15 protein-coding genes, 1 tRNA gene and 1 riboswitch are annotated in these 19,374 nt (G+C 29.8%); of the genes, 1 reads left to right on the forward strand and 15 read right to left on the reverse strand.

Going from position 1 to position 19,374, the window contains the following annotated elements; genetic code table 11:
- Positions 1–110: 110 nt before the first annotated feature.
- The 4 genes from OIF33_RS10565 to OIF33_RS10580 all read right to left on the reverse strand — a co-directional run bounded on the left by OIF33_RS10565 (position 111) and on the right by OIF33_RS10580 (position 3,743).
- Positions 111–992, reverse strand: coding sequence for a potassium channel family protein (locus OIF33_RS10565; protein WP_322504212.1), 882 nt, complete (start codon positions 990–992; stop codon positions 111–113).
- Positions 993–1,218: 226 nt separating this feature from the next.
- Positions 1,219–1,866: a fructose-6-phosphate aldolase gene (gene fsa / locus OIF33_RS10570; RefSeq protein ID WP_322504213.1), complete on the reverse strand. Its 648-nt coding sequence runs from the start codon at positions 1,864–1,866 to the stop codon at positions 1,219–1,221.
- 532 nt (positions 1,867–2,398) lie between these two features.
- Complete coding sequence (locus OIF33_RS10575; RefSeq protein ID WP_322504214.1) at positions 2,399–2,941, reverse strand: NADH peroxidase; 543 nt, start codon at positions 2,939–2,941, stop codon at positions 2,399–2,401.
- Between the two features lie 439 nt (positions 2,942–3,380).
- Positions 3,381–3,743 carry a YccF domain-containing protein gene (locus tag OIF33_RS10580; RefSeq protein ID WP_322504215.1) on the reverse strand — a complete coding sequence of 121 codons (363 nt, stop codon included), beginning with the start codon at positions 3,741–3,743 and terminating at the stop codon, positions 3,381–3,383.
- Positions 3,744–4,075: 332 nt separating this feature from the next.
- Between OIF33_RS10580 and OIF33_RS10585 the strand changes: the two genes are divergently transcribed.
- Positions 4,076–4,164 (forward strand) — tRNA-Leu (locus OIF33_RS10585).
- A 315-nt stretch (positions 4,165–4,479) separates the two neighbouring features.
- Here OIF33_RS10585 and purD read toward each other — a convergent pair.
- The 11 genes from purD to OIF33_RS10640 all read right to left on the reverse strand — a co-directional run bounded on the left by purD (position 4,480) and on the right by OIF33_RS10640 (position 19,281).
- Positions 4,480–5,730 (reverse strand): phosphoribosylamine--glycine ligase, encoded by a 1,251-nt coding sequence (purD, locus tag OIF33_RS10590; protein ID WP_322504216.1) that lies wholly within the window; start codon positions 5,728–5,730, stop codon positions 4,480–4,482.
- A gap of 298 nt (positions 5,731–6,028) precedes the next feature.
- A complete protein-coding gene (gene purH / locus OIF33_RS10595) occupies positions 6,029–7,534 on the reverse strand; it encodes a bifunctional phosphoribosylaminoimidazolecarboxamide formyltransferase/IMP cyclohydrolase (RefSeq protein WP_322504217.1) in 1,506 nt (501 codons plus the stop codon).
- A gap of 12 nt (positions 7,535–7,546) precedes the next feature.
- Positions 7,547–8,161 (reverse strand): phosphoribosylglycinamide formyltransferase, encoded by a 615-nt coding sequence (gene purN, locus OIF33_RS10600; protein ID WP_322504218.1) that lies wholly within the window; start codon positions 8,159–8,161, stop codon positions 7,547–7,549.
- Positions 8,149–9,150 (reverse strand): phosphoribosylformylglycinamidine cyclo-ligase, encoded by a 1,002-nt coding sequence (gene purM, locus OIF33_RS10605; protein WP_322504219.1) that lies wholly within the window; start codon positions 9,148–9,150, stop codon positions 8,149–8,151. The genes purN and purM overlap by 13 nt, the downstream gene beginning before the upstream one ends.
- Positions 9,151–10,599, reverse strand: a complete 1,449-nt coding sequence (gene purF / locus OIF33_RS10610; RefSeq protein WP_322504220.1) for an amidophosphoribosyltransferase — start codon at positions 10,597–10,599, stop codon at positions 9,151–9,153.
- Between the two features lie 36 nt (positions 10,600–10,635).
- Positions 10,636–11,343, reverse strand: coding sequence for a phosphoribosylaminoimidazolesuccinocarboxamide synthase (gene purC / locus OIF33_RS10615; RefSeq protein WP_322504221.1), 708 nt, complete (start codon positions 11,341–11,343; stop codon positions 10,636–10,638).
- Positions 11,343–11,822: a 5-(carboxyamino)imidazole ribonucleotide mutase gene (purE, locus tag OIF33_RS10620; protein WP_322504222.1), complete on the reverse strand. Its 480-nt coding sequence runs from the start codon at positions 11,820–11,822 to the stop codon at positions 11,343–11,345. Before purE ends, purC begins: the two co-directional genes overlap by 1 nt.
- A gap of 66 nt (positions 11,823–11,888) precedes the next feature.
- Positions 11,889–15,692 (reverse strand): phosphoribosylformylglycinamidine synthase, encoded by a 3,804-nt coding sequence (locus tag OIF33_RS10625; RefSeq protein ID WP_322504223.1) that lies wholly within the window; start codon positions 15,690–15,692, stop codon positions 11,889–11,891.
- A 239-nt stretch (positions 15,693–15,931) separates the two neighbouring features.
- A complete protein-coding gene (thiC, locus tag OIF33_RS10630) occupies positions 15,932–17,242 on the reverse strand; it encodes a phosphomethylpyrimidine synthase ThiC (protein WP_322504224.1) in 1,311 nt (436 codons plus the stop codon).
- A 149-nt stretch (positions 17,243–17,391) separates the two neighbouring features.
- A riboswitch (TPP riboswitch) is annotated at positions 17,392–17,496 on the reverse strand.
- Positions 17,497–17,639: 143 nt separating this feature from the next.
- Complete coding sequence (gene kduD, locus OIF33_RS10635; RefSeq protein WP_322504323.1) at positions 17,640–18,425, reverse strand: 2-dehydro-3-deoxy-D-gluconate 5-dehydrogenase KduD; 786 nt, start codon at positions 18,423–18,425, stop codon at positions 17,640–17,642.
- A 205-nt stretch (positions 18,426–18,630) separates the two neighbouring features.
- Positions 18,631–19,281: an aminotransferase gene (locus tag OIF33_RS10640; protein ID WP_322504225.1), complete on the reverse strand. Its 651-nt coding sequence runs from the start codon at positions 19,279–19,281 to the stop codon at positions 18,631–18,633.
- Positions 19,282–19,374 lie beyond the last annotated feature (93 nt).

Raw genomic sequence — 19,374 nt, forward strand, 5'->3', positions numbered from 1 at the left:
TTTATACTTATTTCACATTTATTAACATGTACATTTTCTACTTTGTTATGTAATTTATTTACAAAAGTTTTATTTATCATTAAGTTTTTTGTAAATGCAAAAAAAGCTGTCTATTCCTTAGACAACTCTTCTTTATATGATAATATACTACTTAAAAATACACTTATACAAACTACGCTTGTTACTGATATTAAAATAGAAATTACTTTTGCTAAAAATATATTTGGTACTATATCTCCATATCCAATAGTAGCAAATGTTATTATTGTGTAATAGAATAAATCAAATTTTCCTTGAACATTTGTGAATGCCTCTGGATTTACACTACCTACTAAACATACCATAAGATATAGGTTTAAAATTAGCATAAATAATATTAATATTGCTGCAACTATTATTCTTTTAAATAAACTTTCTTCTTTTGCTCCTTTTACATTAATAGGGTTAACCATTAGAGTTATTAGTGTTTTCATATTTAAATAATAACATATAATCATTCCAATTAAGCCTAATGCTAAATTCTCTGTAAAAGCTTTAGGAAATACAATTGAAACTGCTAAATAAGTACTGATTAAAAAATAACTTATTAAAAAATCAATTTTTAAATTTTTATTTTCAACCTTGATTATAAAACTTTGAATTTTCAAACTTATATATAATATGTACCCAATGGCATAGTGGACAATTATTAATGCTATTAAAACTAATATAACCTTCAATCCACCTTCAAAAATCTTATTTTCAAACTTAACATTTCTTGCTATACCTGTATATATACTTACAAAAGATGTTATCCCACCAAAAACTATTAATGTAACTTGTATGATTTTAGAAAAGAAAGATTTTTCCTTAAGAACTCCCTTATAACTACTATTTATTCCTTTAAGGAGTTCTACAATTGACTTTTTAGTATCTTTTTTCATCCTTCTATTTCTAACAGCAAGTATTATTATACTAATTACAGTAACAAAAACAATTATAAATTCTCCCATGAACGCTCTCCCATACATCATAAAATTTTATAAACTAACTATTATAATTATATATTTACTTTAATCAATATAACAAACATAAATTGATTGAATAAAAAAGAACTATCCTAATGGATAGTTCTTTTTAAGGGATTAATTGTTGACTATAAGTAAAAATATATTTTTATAAAGTATTAAAAATTAATTATGCGTATTAATTATATTGTATATTCAGAAATTATTTTTATTATTTATTGAAAGCTTTGTTATAATCTTCGATGAATTTCTTCATTCCAGCATCAGTTAAAGGATGTTTTATCATTTGAACTATAACATTATATGGTATTGTTGCAATATCTGATCCTGCCATAGCTGAGTCTAAAACATGCATTGGATTTCTAACACTTGCAGATATTATTTCAGTATCTATACCATGTAAGCTAAACATTTCAGCTATTTGAGTTATAACTTCTATACCTGGATTTCCTATATCATCAAGTCTTCCTAAGAATGGGCTTACAAATGATGCTCCTGCTCTAGCTGCTAATAAAGCTTGTAATGGTGAGAATATTAAAGTAACATTTGTTCTTATTCCTTCACTAGCTAATATTCTTACAGCTTTTAAGCCTTCTTCGCACATTGGTATTTTTATAACTATATTTTTATGTAATTTAGCTAAATCTCTTCCTTCTTTAACCATTTCATCGCACTCTAAAGCCATAACTTCAGCACTTATTGGCCCATCAACTATGCTACAGATTTCTTCAATTACTTCTTTTATGTTTCTACCTTCTCTAGCTATTAATGAAGGATTAGTTGTTACTCCAGCTAAAACTCCTAATTTACTAGCTTTTCTTATTTCTTCTACATTAGCAGTATCAATGAATATTTTCATTTCATTTCTCCTTTTCATTGCTTTACAAATATTAATTTGAATTTCATACTTTTATTTAATCGTTTCCACAGATAGATATTAACATCACACAAAAAAATATTCAATAATTTTATTTAAAATTTACAATTTATTAATTTATTTTTTCTAAATATTATGCTATAATATAATATTTTATAAAATTAATATATTCTATTGCATAATTAGAGTATTCCCTATGTAATCTTTATCATGTAAAGCATATACAAATAATATAATTAATTTTCTTAATTTTATTTTGTATTTTTAATAAACTTTCTAATATATTATTATCATGGTAATTAAGAATATTCTTTATAATAATAAAAATTTCATTGTAACACTGAAATTAAAATTATAGGTTACTTTATATTCTATATAATGACTATGTTTTGAATCAGTGTTGATTTTTAAATAAGTCTAAAGTACTATCTTAAAATTAATATTCACCTAAAACATAGCCAATAAATTAAAAAAAGCTACTTAAGATTACATCTTAAGTAGCTTTTTATTGCTATTATTCAAAATATCTTTTTAATAATCCTTGGAATGCTCTTCCGTGTCTAGCTTCATCTTTACACATTTCATGAACTGTGTCATGGATTGCATCTAAGTTTAATGCTTTAGCTAAAGTAGCTAAGTCTTTTTTACCTTGGCAAGCACCTTGTTCTGCATTTACTCTTGCTATTAAGTTAGCTTTTGTATCAGCTTCAACAACTTCTCCTAACATTTCTGCAAATTTAGCAGCATGTTCAGCTTCTTCGAAAGCTATTCTCTTATAAGCTTCTGCAACTTCTGGGAATCCTTCTCTATCAGCTTGTCTTGACATAGCTAAGTACATTCCTATTTCTGTACATTCTCCAGTAAAGTTAGCTTGTAATCCTTCGATTATTCTTTCATCTACACCTTTAGCAACTCCGATTCTATGTTCATCAGCGAAATCTAAATCTCCACTTTGTTCTACGAATTTATCAGAACCAGCTCCACAGATTGGACATTTTTCTGGTGCTTTTTCTCCTTCATAAACATATCCACAAATTGTACAAACAAATTTTTTCATAATAAAAACCTCCTAAAATATGTACTCATATAATTTAGTTCCTAGATTATTAAGAAAATTATCTCTTTAAATATCTTTCTTTATAATCTACAAACTATATTTGTTAATTTTTTCTTAACCTTTGTTAATATTATATAATAATTGTTATTTGTTATCAATATATTTTAAATAATTTATACTTTTAATAAAAAATAATATCCAATTATCTTTTTGTATTATAATATAGTAAATACAATTATGATTTATAATATGAAATCATTTATATTTTATCACTTCCATTTTCTGATTAATGACTCTGGTTATTTTTAGCTTATATTTATAAAAAATAAAAAAGAGAGCCGTTGTGAACTAACTCTCTTTATCTCTTAATAAACTATATCTTTTTAATTTAGTCTTATATAGAAATTAATTTAAACTTACACAAATTAAAATTGCTTCACTACCTTACTGCTTTTCCGAAAGGCATAAGTGATAATTTAGCTAATTTTAGTGATTGTATAGCAAATGGAATTCCAACTATTGTAATTGCAAACAGTGCTGCACTTATTAAATTACCAATTGCTAGAGTAAACCCTCCAAAAATCAACCATAATATATTTAATAATAAATTTCCCGCACCATCATCTACTGTTACGACTTCTTTTCCAAATGGAGCAAATTGTAATCCTGCTAATTTAAAACATTGTAGTCCTACAGGTATTCCTATTATAGTTATGCACCACACACATCCCCAGAATAACCATCCTATAGCATTAAAAAATCCACCAAATATCATCCAAAGTATATTCCCTAAACAGCTCAATATATATTCTCCTTCCTAAATTTATTTACTTTATTATATAAAAAATTCTTCTTTTAGCTAATATTTTATTTAATAAGTATTTTAAATAAAATATCATCTTTTTTAAATTACTTCAACTATTCAAAGCATATAATATCAATAATTTAAGAAATATTAACTTAAAAATTTCTTAAATTATTTCCTTTATTTCTATGATTATAAATTTAATATTACCCTATTTTTATTTTATTGAACTATTTATTTTAATTTAAGTAATTTTTCTAAAAAAATTTTTATTTTTTTGTTGACATTTATCTTTTATGTATATATAATAAGTATTGTCAACAGGACATGCCGAAGTGGCGGAACTGGCAGACGCACAGGACTTAAAATCCTGCGGTGCTAACACACCGTACCGGTTCGATTCCGGTCTTCGGCACCAAAACTCTTAAACCTAGTTTAAGAGTTTTTTTATTTTGAAAAAAACTAATAATGAGTCCAAACACAAAAGCTCTATTAGAGTATTTTTTTATTAGATATAGCTAAAACAAACTAATTTCACTGCTGTTAGATTGTTTAACTATATCTAATATTTTTTTCTAATAAAGCCTTTTAAATTCAAATCATCTAATTATACAATGAGAAAATCTTCATTTCCTATTTCACACTAAAAAATTTTTTCTTATATTTAATTAATTTACATAAGTATATTATAATTTAAATCTACAAATTTATATATTTTACTGAAATAACTAACTTATTTTGCTGTTCCTATATCTGTTCTAAAATACATACCATCAAAATTAATTTTAGCTATGTTTTTATATGCATTTTCTTTTGCTTCCTCTAAAGTTTCTCCCTTACCAATAACTGATAATACTCTTCCACCACTTGTTACTAAAGAATCTTCTTGAATTTTTGCTCCTGCTATAAAATACTCTCCTTTAATACTTTCATCAATGTTTATTTCATAACCTTTTTCATAATCTTCAGGATATCCCTTTGAAGCAAGAACAACATTTACACAATATCCATTGTTCCACTTAAGCTCAGTTTGATCTAATTTTTCATCTAAGGCATTTTCTATTATTTCTAATAAATCACTTTCCATTAAAGATAAAACACTTTGTGTTTCTGGATCTCCCATTCTAACATTATATTCTAAAAGTTTAGGTCCATCCTCTGTTATCATTATTCCAAAGAAGATGACTCCTTTAAAATCAAATCCCTCTTCTCTTATTCCAACTAAGGTTTTATCTAATATATTTTTATAAAAATCAGCTAAAACATCCTCAGTAACATACTTGTTAGGGCAAACTACTCCCATTCCCCCTGTATTTTTACCTTTGTTTCCATCAAATATCTGTTTATGATCCTTAGCAGATAAAAATGGTAGTATTACCTTTCCATCTGTTGCCGAAAGTATAGAAGCCTCTACTCCTTGTAAAAATTCTTCTACAACTATTTTCTTTCCAGCTCCATTAAATACATCATCTATCATAAATAAATTTAAGGTTTCTATTGCCTCATCCTTATTTTCGCATATTACAACCCCTTTACCAGCAGCCAAACCATCTGCTTTTATAACTCTTGGATATTTGCAGTTTTCTAGATAACTTTTAGCTTCATCATAATTATAAAAAACTTCATAATCAGCTGTTTTCACACCATATTTTTTCATAAAATCCTTTGAAAAGCTCTTGCTACCTTCAAGCATAGCTCCCGCCTTATCAGGACCAAATATTTTTAGACCTGCTTCCTTAAATGTATCAACTATGCCATTAATAAGTGGCTCCTCTGGCCCAACAATAGTTAAATCAATATTATTGCTTTTAGCAAACTCTAAAAGTTCTTCTATATTAGTAATATCTATATTTTCACACTTATCTTCCTTAGCAGTTCCTCCATTACCAGGAGCAACATAAATCTTATCTACTCTAGAACTCTTTCCTAATTTCCATGCTAAAGCATGTTCTCTTCCACCTGATCCAACTAAAAGTATCTTCATATATAAAAGGTAATATAAATTAAACTTATTTTCTACATAGCTATTAGAATATCTAAATTAACTATTCCTAAAAAAAACAAATTAACTATATAACCTAATTCACCTCCCAAAATATATTTTAATTTTATATTCCTAATTGCTTTAAATTACAGTTTATAAAATAAATTTTTACAAATTTATTTAGCCATAGATTAAATAATTCACTTAAGCATTTTAGCTTTAAATTATTTAACTATGGCTAAGTAATTATTTTTACTTTATTTTAGCTTTAAACATTAAGCTAAAACTTATCTTATTTCTAATGTTTAAAATGTCTAATGCCTGTAAATACCATACTTATTCCATGTTCATTACAAGCTTCTATTGATTCTCCATCTCTCATAGAACCACCTGGTTGAATTATTGCCTTTATTCCATTTCTAGCAGCTTCATCAACACAATCTCTAAATGGGAAGAAAGCATCTGAAGCTAGTACAGCTCCACCTTTTCCTCTTTCTAAAGCTTCTTTAGTAGCCCAAATTCTATTAACTTGTCCACCACCAATACCAGTAGCAACACCATTCTTCACAACTACTATGGCATTAGATTTTACATATTTAACAACCTTCATTCCGAAAACCATGTCTCTTAATTCCATTTCTGTTGGCTGTTTTTCTGTTACAACTTTATACTCATCAGCAAGCTTATTATCTTCTCCTTGAACTAATATGCCACCGTCTACTGTTACCATATAATTTTTAGCTTGAGGAGTATTATTACATTTTATAACTCTTAAATTTTTCTTAGTTCTTAAAACCTCTAAAGCATCTTCATCGAACTCAGGTGCCGCTACAACCTCTAAGAAAATTTTAACCATTTCTTCTGCTGTAGCCTTATCTATCTTTCTATTTACAGCAACTATTCCACCAAATATTGAAACTGGATCTGCATCATAAGCTTTTAAATAAACTTCCTTAGAGTTTTCCCCTACAGCTACTCCACAAGGTGTGTTATGCTTTAACGCACAGCAAGCTGGTTCTTCAAATTCACATGCAACTTTCCATGCTATATCTAAATCTTTTATGTTGTTATAAGATAAAGCCTTTCCATTTAGAATATCAAAGCTATTCATAGCACCATCGAATTCTGTTGAACTATAGTAAGCAGCTCCTTGGTGAGGGTTTTCTCCATATCTAAGATCTTGTATCTTCTTATATGAAACTGAAAGATATTCTGGATGCTCTTCTTCGCCTTCTAACAAGAAATTAGAAATTGCAGCATCGTAAGCACTCATTAAGTTAAATACCTTTCCTGCAAGAGTTTTTCTTAATTTAAATGAAACTTCGTTATTTTCCTTAATTTCATTTATTACTTTTTCATAATCTTTTTTATCTGAAAGAACCACTACATCTCTAAAATTCTTAGCTGCCGCTCTTAACATTGTTGGTCCACCGATATCAATAAACTCAACCTTTTCTTCAAAGCTTAAATCTTCTCTAACTTTTTCAAAGAAAGGATATAAATTAACAACTACATAATCAATTGTGTTTATTTCTCTCTCTTCTAAAGTTTTCATATGCTCTTCATTATCCCTTATTGCTAATATTCCAGCATGAACTAAAGGATGTAGAGTCTTTACTCTTCCATCTAACATCTCTGGGAAGTCTGTTATTTCACTTATTTCTTTAACCTCTATGTTATTTTCCTTTAAATATCTATAAGTTCCACCACTTGAGATTATTTCTACATCTCTATCTCTTAAAAATTTTGCAAGTTCTAAAACTCCACCTTTATCAAAAACACTTATTAAAGCTCTCTTTTTCATGAAAAGACCTCCCTAGTTTAATATTTTTACTCTTCCATTATTAATTTCTATTTTTTCTTCACATAAGTACTTAACAATCTTAGGTAGTAATATATGTTCTTTCTCTAACACCTTTTTTTGAAGACTTTCTGGAGTGTCTTCAAAATCAACTTGAACTATTTCTTGTTCAATAATAGCCCCTCCATCAACTTCATCATTAACAAAGTGAACTGTACAACCAGAATATTTTACTCCTTTTTCTATAGCTGCTTTATGTACATTTATTCCATACATCTTGTTTCCACAGAAAGAAGGAATAAGAGATGGGTGGATGTTGATTATCCTATTCCCATACTCTTCTAAAAGCTTTCCTTTTAATATTGAAAGATAACCAGCTAATACTATTAGATCAATATTATTTTCTTTAGCAAGTCTTAATATCTCATCTGAAGTATTCTCTCCAAACTCTTTTTTAGAAACAACCGAAGTTTTTATCCCTTGTTTTTCAGCTCTTTCTAAAGCAAAAATTCCATCCTTACTTCCAATAACCAAAGAAACTTCTCCATTTATATTTCCATTTTCTATATTATCTAAAATTGATTGAAGATTAGATCCACTGCCAGAAGCTAATATAGCTATTTTATACAAACTCCTTCACCTCCAGCATTTATATACCCAATCTCAAAAGCTTTTTCTCCATCTTCTGAAAGTTCTTTTAAAATTCCTTCAACCTCTGATTCATCAACACATAAAACAAATCCTATTCCCATGTTGAAAGTATTGTACATTTCTTCTTCACGAACTCCAAGCTCCATAACTTTTCTAAATATTTCTGGAATCTCATAGCTATTTTTATTTATTACTATACTAAGTCCCGCGCCACTTAACATCCTTGGAAGATTTTCATAAAATCCTCCACCAGTTACGTGAGCCATTCCCTTGATATTAAACTTTTCTATAAGTCTTAATACAGGTTTAACGTAAATCTTTGTAGGAGTTAATAACTCTTCCCATACAGCTTTTCCATTAAACTCTTGATCTAAATTTTCGAACACCTTTCTTATAAGAGAATATCCATTTGAATGAACTCCTGAAGAAGCAATTCCTATAAGCTTGTCACCAGCTTTTATATCCTTACCATTTATTATTTTATCCTTGTCTACTATTCCTACTGCAAAACCAGCAATATCATAGTCACCTTCTTTATACATACCTGGCATTTCAGCGGTCTCTCCTCCAATTAAAGAACAGTCAGATTGAAGACATCCTTCAGCTACTCCCTTTACCAAATCAGAAGAAACCTCTGCTTCAAGCTTCCCACAAGCTATATAATCTAAGAAGAATAAAGGTTTAGCTCCATGGCATAAGATATCATTAACACACATTGCAACGCAGTCTATTCCAACAGTGTCAAACTTTCTTTTCTTGCAAGCAATATCAAGTTTTGTTCCAACTCCATCTGTTCCTGAAACTAAAACTGGTTTTTTGTATCCTTCTGGAAGTTCAACCATACCAGCAAAAGATCCTAATCCATTTAATACATACTCACTCATTGTTTTTTGAGCATATTCTTTTATAAGCTTTACTGATCTATATCCTTCTTCAATATTTACTCCTGCTTCTTTGTAAGTTAACATCTAATTCTCCACCCTTTCAAGATTATCCTCTAAAGCTTCCATAGGCGCTGCGACTGGATAAACTCCATTGAAACATCCTACACAGAAATTTCTTCTTCCTTCAAAGCTTTCGTACATTCCTTCTAAACTTAAATATCCTAGAGAATCACAACCTATCATTTCTCTAATTTCTTCTACACTTCTATTGGCTCCAATTAATTGACTTCTATATGGTGTATCAATTCCAAAGTAACATGGATATTTAACCATTGGTGATGCAACTAAAAAGTGAACTTCTTTAGCACCTGCTCTTCTTAGAGACTCGACTAAATGTTTTGAAGTTGTTCCTCTAACAATAGAATCATCTATTAAAACAACTCTTTTACCATTTACATTAACCTTTAAAGGATTAAGCTTTACAGCCACAGCTCTTTCTCTAATTTCCTGTGATGGTGATATAAAAGTTCTTCCTACATATCTATTTTTCACAAATCCTACATCATAAGGAATTCCTGAAGCTTTGGCATACCCCATAGCCGCCGGTATTCCTGAATCTGGAACAGCTACTACAATATCAGCCTCAATTGGATGCTCCTTAAATAATATTTCCCCTTGGTTGACTCTTGTAGTTTGAACATCTAAACCATCTATAACTGAATCTGGTCTTGCAAAGTATATGTATTCAAAAGCACAAGTTTGACAAACAGTGTTTTCTGAATATCTGTAACTCTTAATACCATTTTCATCAATAACTACAATTTCTCCTGGTTTTATATCTCTCACAAACTCTGCTCCAATTGTATCTAAAGCACAGCTTTCTGAAGTTAATATATATCCCTCTTCAAACTTTCCTAAGCATAAAGGCCTTATTCCGTGAGGATCCCTTATTCCTATAAGCTTATTTTTTGTCATTATTACCATAGCGAAAGAACCCTTTACTGCCGATATAGCATCTATAACTGCTCTCTCAATCCCATTATTATTAGCTCTTTTAGCAATCAAACTTATAAGTACTTCAGAATCAACGCTAGTATGGAATACTTGTCCCCCATCCTCTAAAAGGCTTCTTATTACATCAGCATTAACTAAATTGCCATTATGAGCAGTAGATATAGGACCAAGCTTAGTATTACTAACTAGAGGTTGTGCATTCTCAACAGTCTTAGCTCCAGCTGTAGAATACCTAACATGCCCTATTGATATATGACCATTAATTTCTCTTAATTCTTCTAAATCTTTAGCTTCAAAGGCTTCAGTTAAAACCCCTAATCCCTTATGAACCTTTATATCATCTCCATTTGCTACTGCAATACCAGCACTTTCCTGACCTCTGTGTTGAAGAGCATAAAGTCCATAATAGTTTATAGAAGCAACATCTATTGGTTTATTTGCGAAAACTCCAAAAACTCCGCATTCATCCTTAAATTTATCGTTTTGTGGATCCATAATATCAAAATTTGGCTTCACCATATTTTCTACTCCTCTTACTTAATTACTTATATAAACTTACCCTCTTAATCTACTTAAAACTTCTTTATATCCGTTAATGACATTTCCCATGTCTCTTCTGAATCTGTCTTTATCCATTTTTTCTCCAGTTGTAGCATCCCAGAATCTACAAGTATCTGGTGAAATCTCATCAGCTAATAATATCTCTCCATTACATCTTCCAAACTCTAGTTTGAAATCTATTAAGTTTATATTTTGCTTTTTAAAAGCTTCCTTTAAAACGTCATTTACTTTAGCAGTTATTTCATAGATTTTATTTAATTCTTCAAAAGTTGTAGCTCCAATTCCTACAGCATGATAATCATTTATTAATGGATCTCCTAAAGAATCATCTTTATATGATAATTCAAAAACAGTAGTTTTTAATTCATATCCTTCTTCAAGACCTAATCTCTTAGCCATACTTCCTGCAGCAACATTTCTAACTATTACTTCTAAAGGAACTATTTCAACCTTCTTACATAATTGATCTCTATCATTTAACTTCTCAATGAAGTGAGTCTTTATTCCTTCTTTATTTAACATCTCAAATATAAGACTAGTAATTTCGTTATTTAAAATACCTTTGCTTTCAATCTCTGCTTTCTTTTCTCCATTAAATGCTGTAGCATCATCCTTGTAGTGAACAATTACCATATCATCTTTATCTGTTGCATATATTTTTTTAGCTTTTCCTTCATATAACATTTCTAATTGATTAACCATTATAACTCTACTCCTTCTCCATTTTCTTCTATAAATTTGTGTTTCATGTCAATTCTAAATTGAACTAGTTTTTCTCTTAGTTCTGGATATTTTAATGAAAGCATTTGAACTGCTAACATACCTGCATTGTAACTATTATTTATTCCTACAGTTGCTACTGGAATTGATTTTGGCATTTGAACTATTGATAATAATGCATCCATTCCTTCTACTGCCGCTCTTACTGGAACTCCTATTACAGGAAGTATAGTATGAGAAGCTATAACTCCTGGAAGATGAGCCGCTAACCCTGCTCCTGCTATAATTACTTCACAGCCTTCTTTTTCAATTTTTTCTAAAGTTTCAAGAAGTTTTTCTGGAACCCTATGAGCTGATAAAACATAAGCTTTATACTCAACTCCAAATTCTTTAAGAGCATTTGCCGCTCCCTTCATAACATCTATATCTGACTTACTTCCGAAAAATATTGCTACCTTCATTAAAATTTCCTCCCTATACTTTTAAGTTTTTATAGTTTTGATTTTTAGCTAGCCCTTCAAACTTAATTATTTCTTAAAGTAATTAACACCTGACTTGAATAGTTGTTGGTCGAATTGTCCTAGTATATTTCTGTATAGATTATCTCCAATTCTTTCTGAATGGCCCATTTTACCTAGGATTCTTCCATCTCTACTTGTTATTCCTTCTATTGCTAAGCTTGAACCATTTGGATTATATGGCATATTCATAGTTGCATTGCCTTCTAAGTCAACATACTGAGTAGCTATTTGATTGTTTTCTGCTAACTCCTTTAACAAGTCTTCTGGTGCAACAAATCTTCCTTCTCCATGTGATATTGGAATATTGTGAATTTCTCCAAGTGAAACCTCATTAAACCAAGGAGATTTCTTAGAAGTAATCTTAGTTCTAACCATAGATGACATATGTCTATTTATATTGTTGTAAGTTAATGTTGCCATATCTTCTTCAATATCAATTATTTCTCCATATGGAAGAAGTCCTAACTTAATTAAAGCTTGGAAGCCATTACAAATACCTAATATCAATCCATCTCTTTCATTTAAAAGTTTCATAACTGAATCCTTTATTTTAGGATTTCTAAATATTGTAGCTATAAACTTAGCTGATCCATCAGGCTCATCCCCTGCTGAGAATCCACCTGGTAACATAATTATTTGAGCTTCATCAATTTCTCTTTTAAGCATGTCTATTGAGTCAATCAAAGCTTCTTTATTTAAATTTCTAATAACAACCTCATGAACCTCAGCACCCTCTTTTTCAAAGGCTCTTCTACAATCATATTCACAGTTAGTTCCTGGGAATACTGGAATAACTACTCTTGGTTTTTCTACTATTGTTATTTTTGATTTAAGTTTTTCTTTTCCTATATGCACTTGTCCATTATCTAAAATATCTGCCCCATCTTCACTATTGCTTATTAAATCTGAAACACATCCCTCTTCATTTTCTATTTTAGATTTAAATACATCCTCAAGTTTTTCTTCATAACATTTTTCTAACTCTCTTAATGAAACCTCAAAATCATATTCCTCACACTTTATAACATCAGCCACGATTGTGCTTCCTATAACCTTATGATTAGTTCCCTTAAATTCCTCTTCAAGGTTAACCCCGTCCTTAACCTCTAAGATTAAACTTCCATAATTAAATCCAAAAAGCTCTTCTTGAGAAACATTATTTAATTCTGCCCCAATTTTATTTCCTAATGACATCTTAGTAATTCCTTCTGATACTCCTCCAAACTTAAGAGAATATGCTGAAATTACTTTTTCTTGTCCTATTAATTCATAAAGCTTTTCTAAGTTATTTTTGAATTCTTCCATATTTAAAGTTCCATCTTCTAATCTTTCACTCTTCACAAGAACTAAAGTTGATCCTATATTCTTAAACTCAGGTGAAATAACTCTTGAAGCATTTTCAAGTCCTACTGCAAATGAAACTAAAGTTGGTGGAACATTTAAGTCTCCAAAACTTCCTGACATTGAATCTTTTCCACCAATTGCTGGTAATCCTAAATCCATTTGAGCTTTATAAGCTCCTAGTAAAGCTGCAAAAGGCTTACCCCATTTTTCTTTATCCTTTAATAACTTTTCAAAGTATTCTTGGAAGGTTAATCTAACCTTTTTATAATCTCCTCCCATAGCAGCTATTTTTGTTACTGATTCAATAACTGAATAAAATGCCATGTGGAATGGGCTCCATACTCCTAAATAAGGATTAAATCCATATGTCATTAGGGAAGCTTCTTTACTTTCTCCTCCTAAAACCGGAATCTTAGCAGCCATCCCCTCTGCTGGTGTTAATTGATATTTTCCACCTAGAGGCATAAGAACTGTTCCTCCGCCTATAGTTGAATCAAATCTCTCAATTAATCCTTTTTGACTACAAATATTTAAATTTCTTAGTGATTTTAACCATTCTTCTTTAACATCACAATTTTTAACTTCGTATGGATAATCACTTGGTGATTTTACCTTTAAAGAAATCTCTTGTTTTGCCCCATTTGTATCTAAAAAAGTCCTCTTTATATCAACAATTGTTTTGTCTTTCCACATCATTCTCAATCTATCTGTATCTGTAACTTCCGCTACAATTGTAGATTCTAGATTTTCTTCTTCTGAAAGTTCTATAAATCTCTTGGCATTCTTAGCTTCAACAACAACTGCCATTCTTTCTTGAGATTCTGATATTGCAAGTTCTGTTCCATCTAGTCCCGCATATTTTTTAGGAACCTTATTTAAATCTATATCAATACCTCTACATAATTCTCCAATGGCTACTGATACTCCACCAGCTCCGAAATCATTACATCTCTTTATCATTTGAGCTACTTCTTTATTTCTAAAAAGTCTCTGAATTTTTCTCTCTGTTGGAGCATTCCCCTTTTGAACCTCTGCTCCACATTGATTTATTGATTCCTCTGTATGTTCCTTTGAAGAACCAGTGGCTCCTCCAATACCATCTCTTCCTGTTCTTCCTCCAAGAAGTATTACAATATCTCCCTTTGAAGGTTCAAGTCTTACAACATTCTCTTTTGGTGCAGCTGCTATTACTGCTCCAACTTCCATTCTCTTAGCAGCATAATTTGGATGATAAATCTCTGCTACTTGTCCTGTTGCAAGTCCAATTTGATTTCCATATGAACTATATCCATGTGCAGCTCCTAAGGTTATTTTTCTTTGAGGTAACTTTCCCTTTAAAGTTTCTTCAATTCCAGCTGTTGGATCTGCTGCGCCTGTAACTCTCATAGCTTGGTAGACATAACTTCTTCCTGAAAGTGGATCTCTAATAGCTCCTCCTAAACAAGTTGCCGCGCCTCCAAAAGGCTCTATTTCCGTTGGGTGATTATGTGTCTCATTTTTAAACATTAAAAGATATTTTTCAGTTCCATTATTTGTTTCTATCTCTATGTTTATAGAACAAGCATTTATTTCATCTGAAACATCTAAGTCATCAAGTTTTCCTCTTTTTCTTAGTTCTTTCATTGCTATAGTAGCTAAATCCATTAATTTAATATCTCTAGTCTCTAACTTATCTTCATAAACATACGCTCTTGAATTTCTATAATCTTCATAAGCTTTTTTAATAGGTTCTGAATATTGACCTTCTTCTATTTCAACATCTCTAATTATTGTTTCAAAAGTTGTATGTCTACAATGATCTGACCAATAAGTATCAATAACTTTAATCTCAGTTATTGTTGGATTTCTATCTTCTGATTTAAAATAATCTCTTATCATTTTTAAATCTTCTAAACTCATAGCTAAAGAATTTTCTATATGAAAGTTTTTAAGTTCCTCCTCAGTTAGATTCAAAAATCCATTTAAAACTTCAACGCCCTTAGGTTCATCTAAGTTATCTTCTAAAACTTTTGATAATGGATCTACTTCTCTTGAATCAACAGGATTAATATAATAAGCTTTTATCCTATCTATCTCTTCATCATTTAAATCACCTTTTAAAACAATGATTTTTGATGATTTAACAGGAACTTTTGCTTCCTCAGTAAGAAGCATTATACACTCTGAAGCTGAATCAGCTCTTTGATCATACTGTCCTGGTAAATATTCAACACCAAAAGCATTTTCATCTTGTCCTATTTCAAAATTTTCTTCATAAACTCTATCTACTGGAGCTTCTGACAAAATAGTATTTACAGTCCTTATATACTGCTCTTCTTCCATATTTCCTAGTATGTACTTATTTAAAACTCTTATATCCTCTAAAGCTTCGACTCTTAAGTTATCTTTAAAATCTTTAAGTAATATCTGACTTTCAACATTAAAACCAGCCTTTTTTTCTACAAATACCATTCTAATACCAGACATTTTAATCCCCCATTCAAAACACGAACATTATTTATGATTAAATATTAATCATTCGTTAAATAGAGAATATCATTATAAATACGTATTGTCAATAATTAAATTTATTTAAACGTTCGGTTTTTAATATATTTAATCATCTTTTTATCATTTATATTCCAAAATAATTCGTATTTAATCATAAAAATAGAGATATATTAAAAGTTTAGAATAATCTTCCTTTTAATATATCTCCAATATTTTTAATCTTCTCTTAAAAGATTTATATCTTTTCCCTCTAGAATCTTATTCATATTTCTTATAGAACACATTTTCCCACACATTGTACAACTATCTTTATGTTCAGGATTCGATTCTTTTCTATACCTAATTGCTTTTTCACTGTCTATGGCTAAAGAAAACATCTCATCCCAATCTAATCTTTTCCTAGCCTCACTCATTTTATTATCCCTCTCTCTTACTCCTAGGATTCCTTTTGCTATATCTGCCGCATGTGCTGCTATCTTTGAAGCAACTATTCCCTCCCTTACATCTTCTAAATTAGGAAGTCTTAAATGTTCTGCTGGTGTTACATAGCAAAGAAAATCTGCTCCATAAGAAGCTGCCATAGCTCCTCCTATGGAACTCGTTATATGATCATACCCTGGTGCTATATCAGTTACTATTGGGCCTAAAACATAAAATGGTGCTCCATGGCATAATTTTTTCTCTAATAAAACATTAGCTTCTATTTCATTCATTGCCATATGCCCAGGTCCCTCTATTATTACTTGAATATTTCTTTCCCAAGCTCTTTTTGTCAACTCTCCAAGAGTAATTAACTCTTTTATTTGTATAGCATCAGTTGAATCAGCTATTGAACCAGGTCTACAAGCATCACCTAAACTTAAGGTTAAATCATACTTTTCACATATATCTAATAATCTATCAAAATATTCATAGAAAGGGTTTTCTCTATTATTTAATTCCATCCATGCAAAAAGGAGAGATCCTCCTCTAGAAACTATATTAGTCAATCTTTTATTTCTTCTAAAAGTTTCAACTGCTTCTCTATTTAATCCAGCATGTATAGTAACAAAATCTACTCCATCTTTTGCATGTTTCTCTACAACCTCAAAAAATTCATCAATAGTTATATCCTTAAGTTCTTTATCATAGAACCCAACTACATCATACATTGGTACAGTTCCTATCATAGCTGTAGATATCTCAACAAGTCTTTTCCTAAAATCATAAGTTTTACCATAGTTACTTAAATCCATTATGGATTCTGCATTCATTTCTATGGCTTTTTTAACCTTTTCTAACTCTAATTCTATATTGGCATAATCCTTTGAAATTCCTAGATTAACATTTATTTTAGTTCTTAACCCTTGTCCAACACCTTCTGCACTTATGCTCTTATGTTTTTTATTAGCTGGTATTACAACTTTTCCCTCAGCCATTAAATTCATTAAAGTTTGAACATTAATACCTTCTTTTTCTGCAACCACTTGCATTTCCTTTGTTATTATGCCTCTTTTAGCAGCATCCATTTGAGTTGTGTAATTCATATTAGTTCTCCTTATTTTAATTTTTTAACTGCGCAGTTAAATTAATATAGGATCCTAGTTTTTTATAAAAAATAAAAGCTTGCCATAAGGCAAGCTTAATAAACACTTATATAGATATACTTATACAAATTTTTAGCATAAATATAAATAAACAACAGTTTATGCTTCCCTACGGTAGTACTAACTACATCAGGTTTTAAGGGTTAGATAGCTATTATCCTCTCAGCATATAAAATGCACCCCTAGCACTTACGATTAAATATTTACTTTTTTTCTAAATTATACTATTAAAATTTTATAATTTCAAGTAAATTTATAAAAACAAGTAATTATGCACTAAAATTTAGTAATTGTTTAAACTTATTATAGGTTTCATCATCAACTTTTTGCAAGTCACTTATCTAGCTAACCATCCTCCATCAACAGCTAAAATATGTCCATCCATATAATCTGATGCTCTACTTGCTAAGAATATTACAGCTCCCATCAAATCAAAAGGCTCTCCCCATCTACCTGCTGGTATCCTTGATAATATCTCTGAATTTCTACTAGCATTTAAAGTTAATTCTTCTGTATTAGCCGTTTTTATATAGCCTGGTGCAATAGCATTTACATTTACTCCAAATTCAGCTAGTTCATTAGCAAAGGATTTTGTTAGTCCTGCTACTGCATGCTTACTTGCAGTATAAGCTGGAACATATTTACCTCCTTGGAATGAAAGCATTGAAGCTATATTTATTATTTTACCATGTCTATTTTTTACCATAGTTTTTGCTATCTCTTTACTTAAATAATAAACACTATTTAAGTTAACATCTAAGACGAATTGCCAATCTTCATCAGTATATTCAAATAAACTATTTCTTTTTATGGTACCTGCATTATTAACTAAAATATCTATTTTCCCAAAAAGCTTTTTACTCTCTTCAATAACTTTTATAACATCAGTTTTCTCTTCTAAATCAGCTTGAATAAATTCAACCCTTCTTCTTTCTTTTTCTATTAATTTTCTTGTTTCATCTAAATCTTTTTCACTATGAACCACTATACACAAATCCGCTCCAGCCTTTGCTAAAGCAACAGAAATAGCCTGTCCTATACCTTTATTTCCACCAGTAACCATAGCTACCTTTCCATGTAATGAAAAATAATCCATTGAAAAATCACTTAAACTATTCACAATCTCAACCCCTTTGAAAGTTTTAAAACTTATTCATATTTTATACTACCTCTTACAGAAAACATTTTCAACTTCTTGTGAATATAATTAAAATTAATAAAATAAAAAAGCTTTAGAATAAGTTGTTATCTCATTCTAAAACTTTCTTATATTCCGTCTTTTTAATATATTATAATTTAAATCTTATCTACAAATTAATCAAAAATATTTAGAAACCTGTGTGACCAAATCCGCCACCTCTATTTACACTTTTGAATTTTGAAACATCATCAGTTTCTATAAAGTTAGCCTTATAATATTTAGCTAAAACCATTTGGGCAATTCTATTTCCTTTTTTTATATATATACTTCCATATGGATTTCCATTCTTATCTAAATAAATATATGTTTTTAATAACTTTTTATAAGCTCTCTTTCCTTCTTCTTCATAAGAACTTAAATCATGTCCTTTCGACTCTAAATATTCACTTAATCTTACCTCTGTATAATTATTTTTTAAGTCATCTAATATACTTATATCATTAGCTATTTCATAAGGAAGATTAGCTATATTATAATTATTCTCTAAAATTACTGATATATTGCTAACTGAATCAGCATCAATAGTTCCTATTGAGTTTGAAATTTTCAGATTTGTTCTTAAAGAAAGTCCACTTCTAGCTCTAATTTGAAGTTCCATATTATCAGGAATTGCAAACTTTAAATCTAATGGAATTGCCACTTTTTCAAAAGGTCTTATAACCATATCTTTAGCTGCAAAAACATCTGCTCCAGCGGCTAATGGTGTCTCATATTTAGGAGTCTCTCCACCATTTTGATATTCAATATAAACATCTCTAATTCTTTGTTCACCAGCCATTAAACTCACCTCCATCTTTAGTAAAAGTATATTTTACTTTCTATATATTCACAAACACTTAAATTCTTTAAATTCTCAAAGCAGAGGCTTTTT

This window comes from Clostridium sp. LIBA-8841 (assembly GCF_034439435.1).
GTDB lineage: Bacteria > Bacillota > Clostridia > Clostridiales > Clostridiaceae > Sarcina.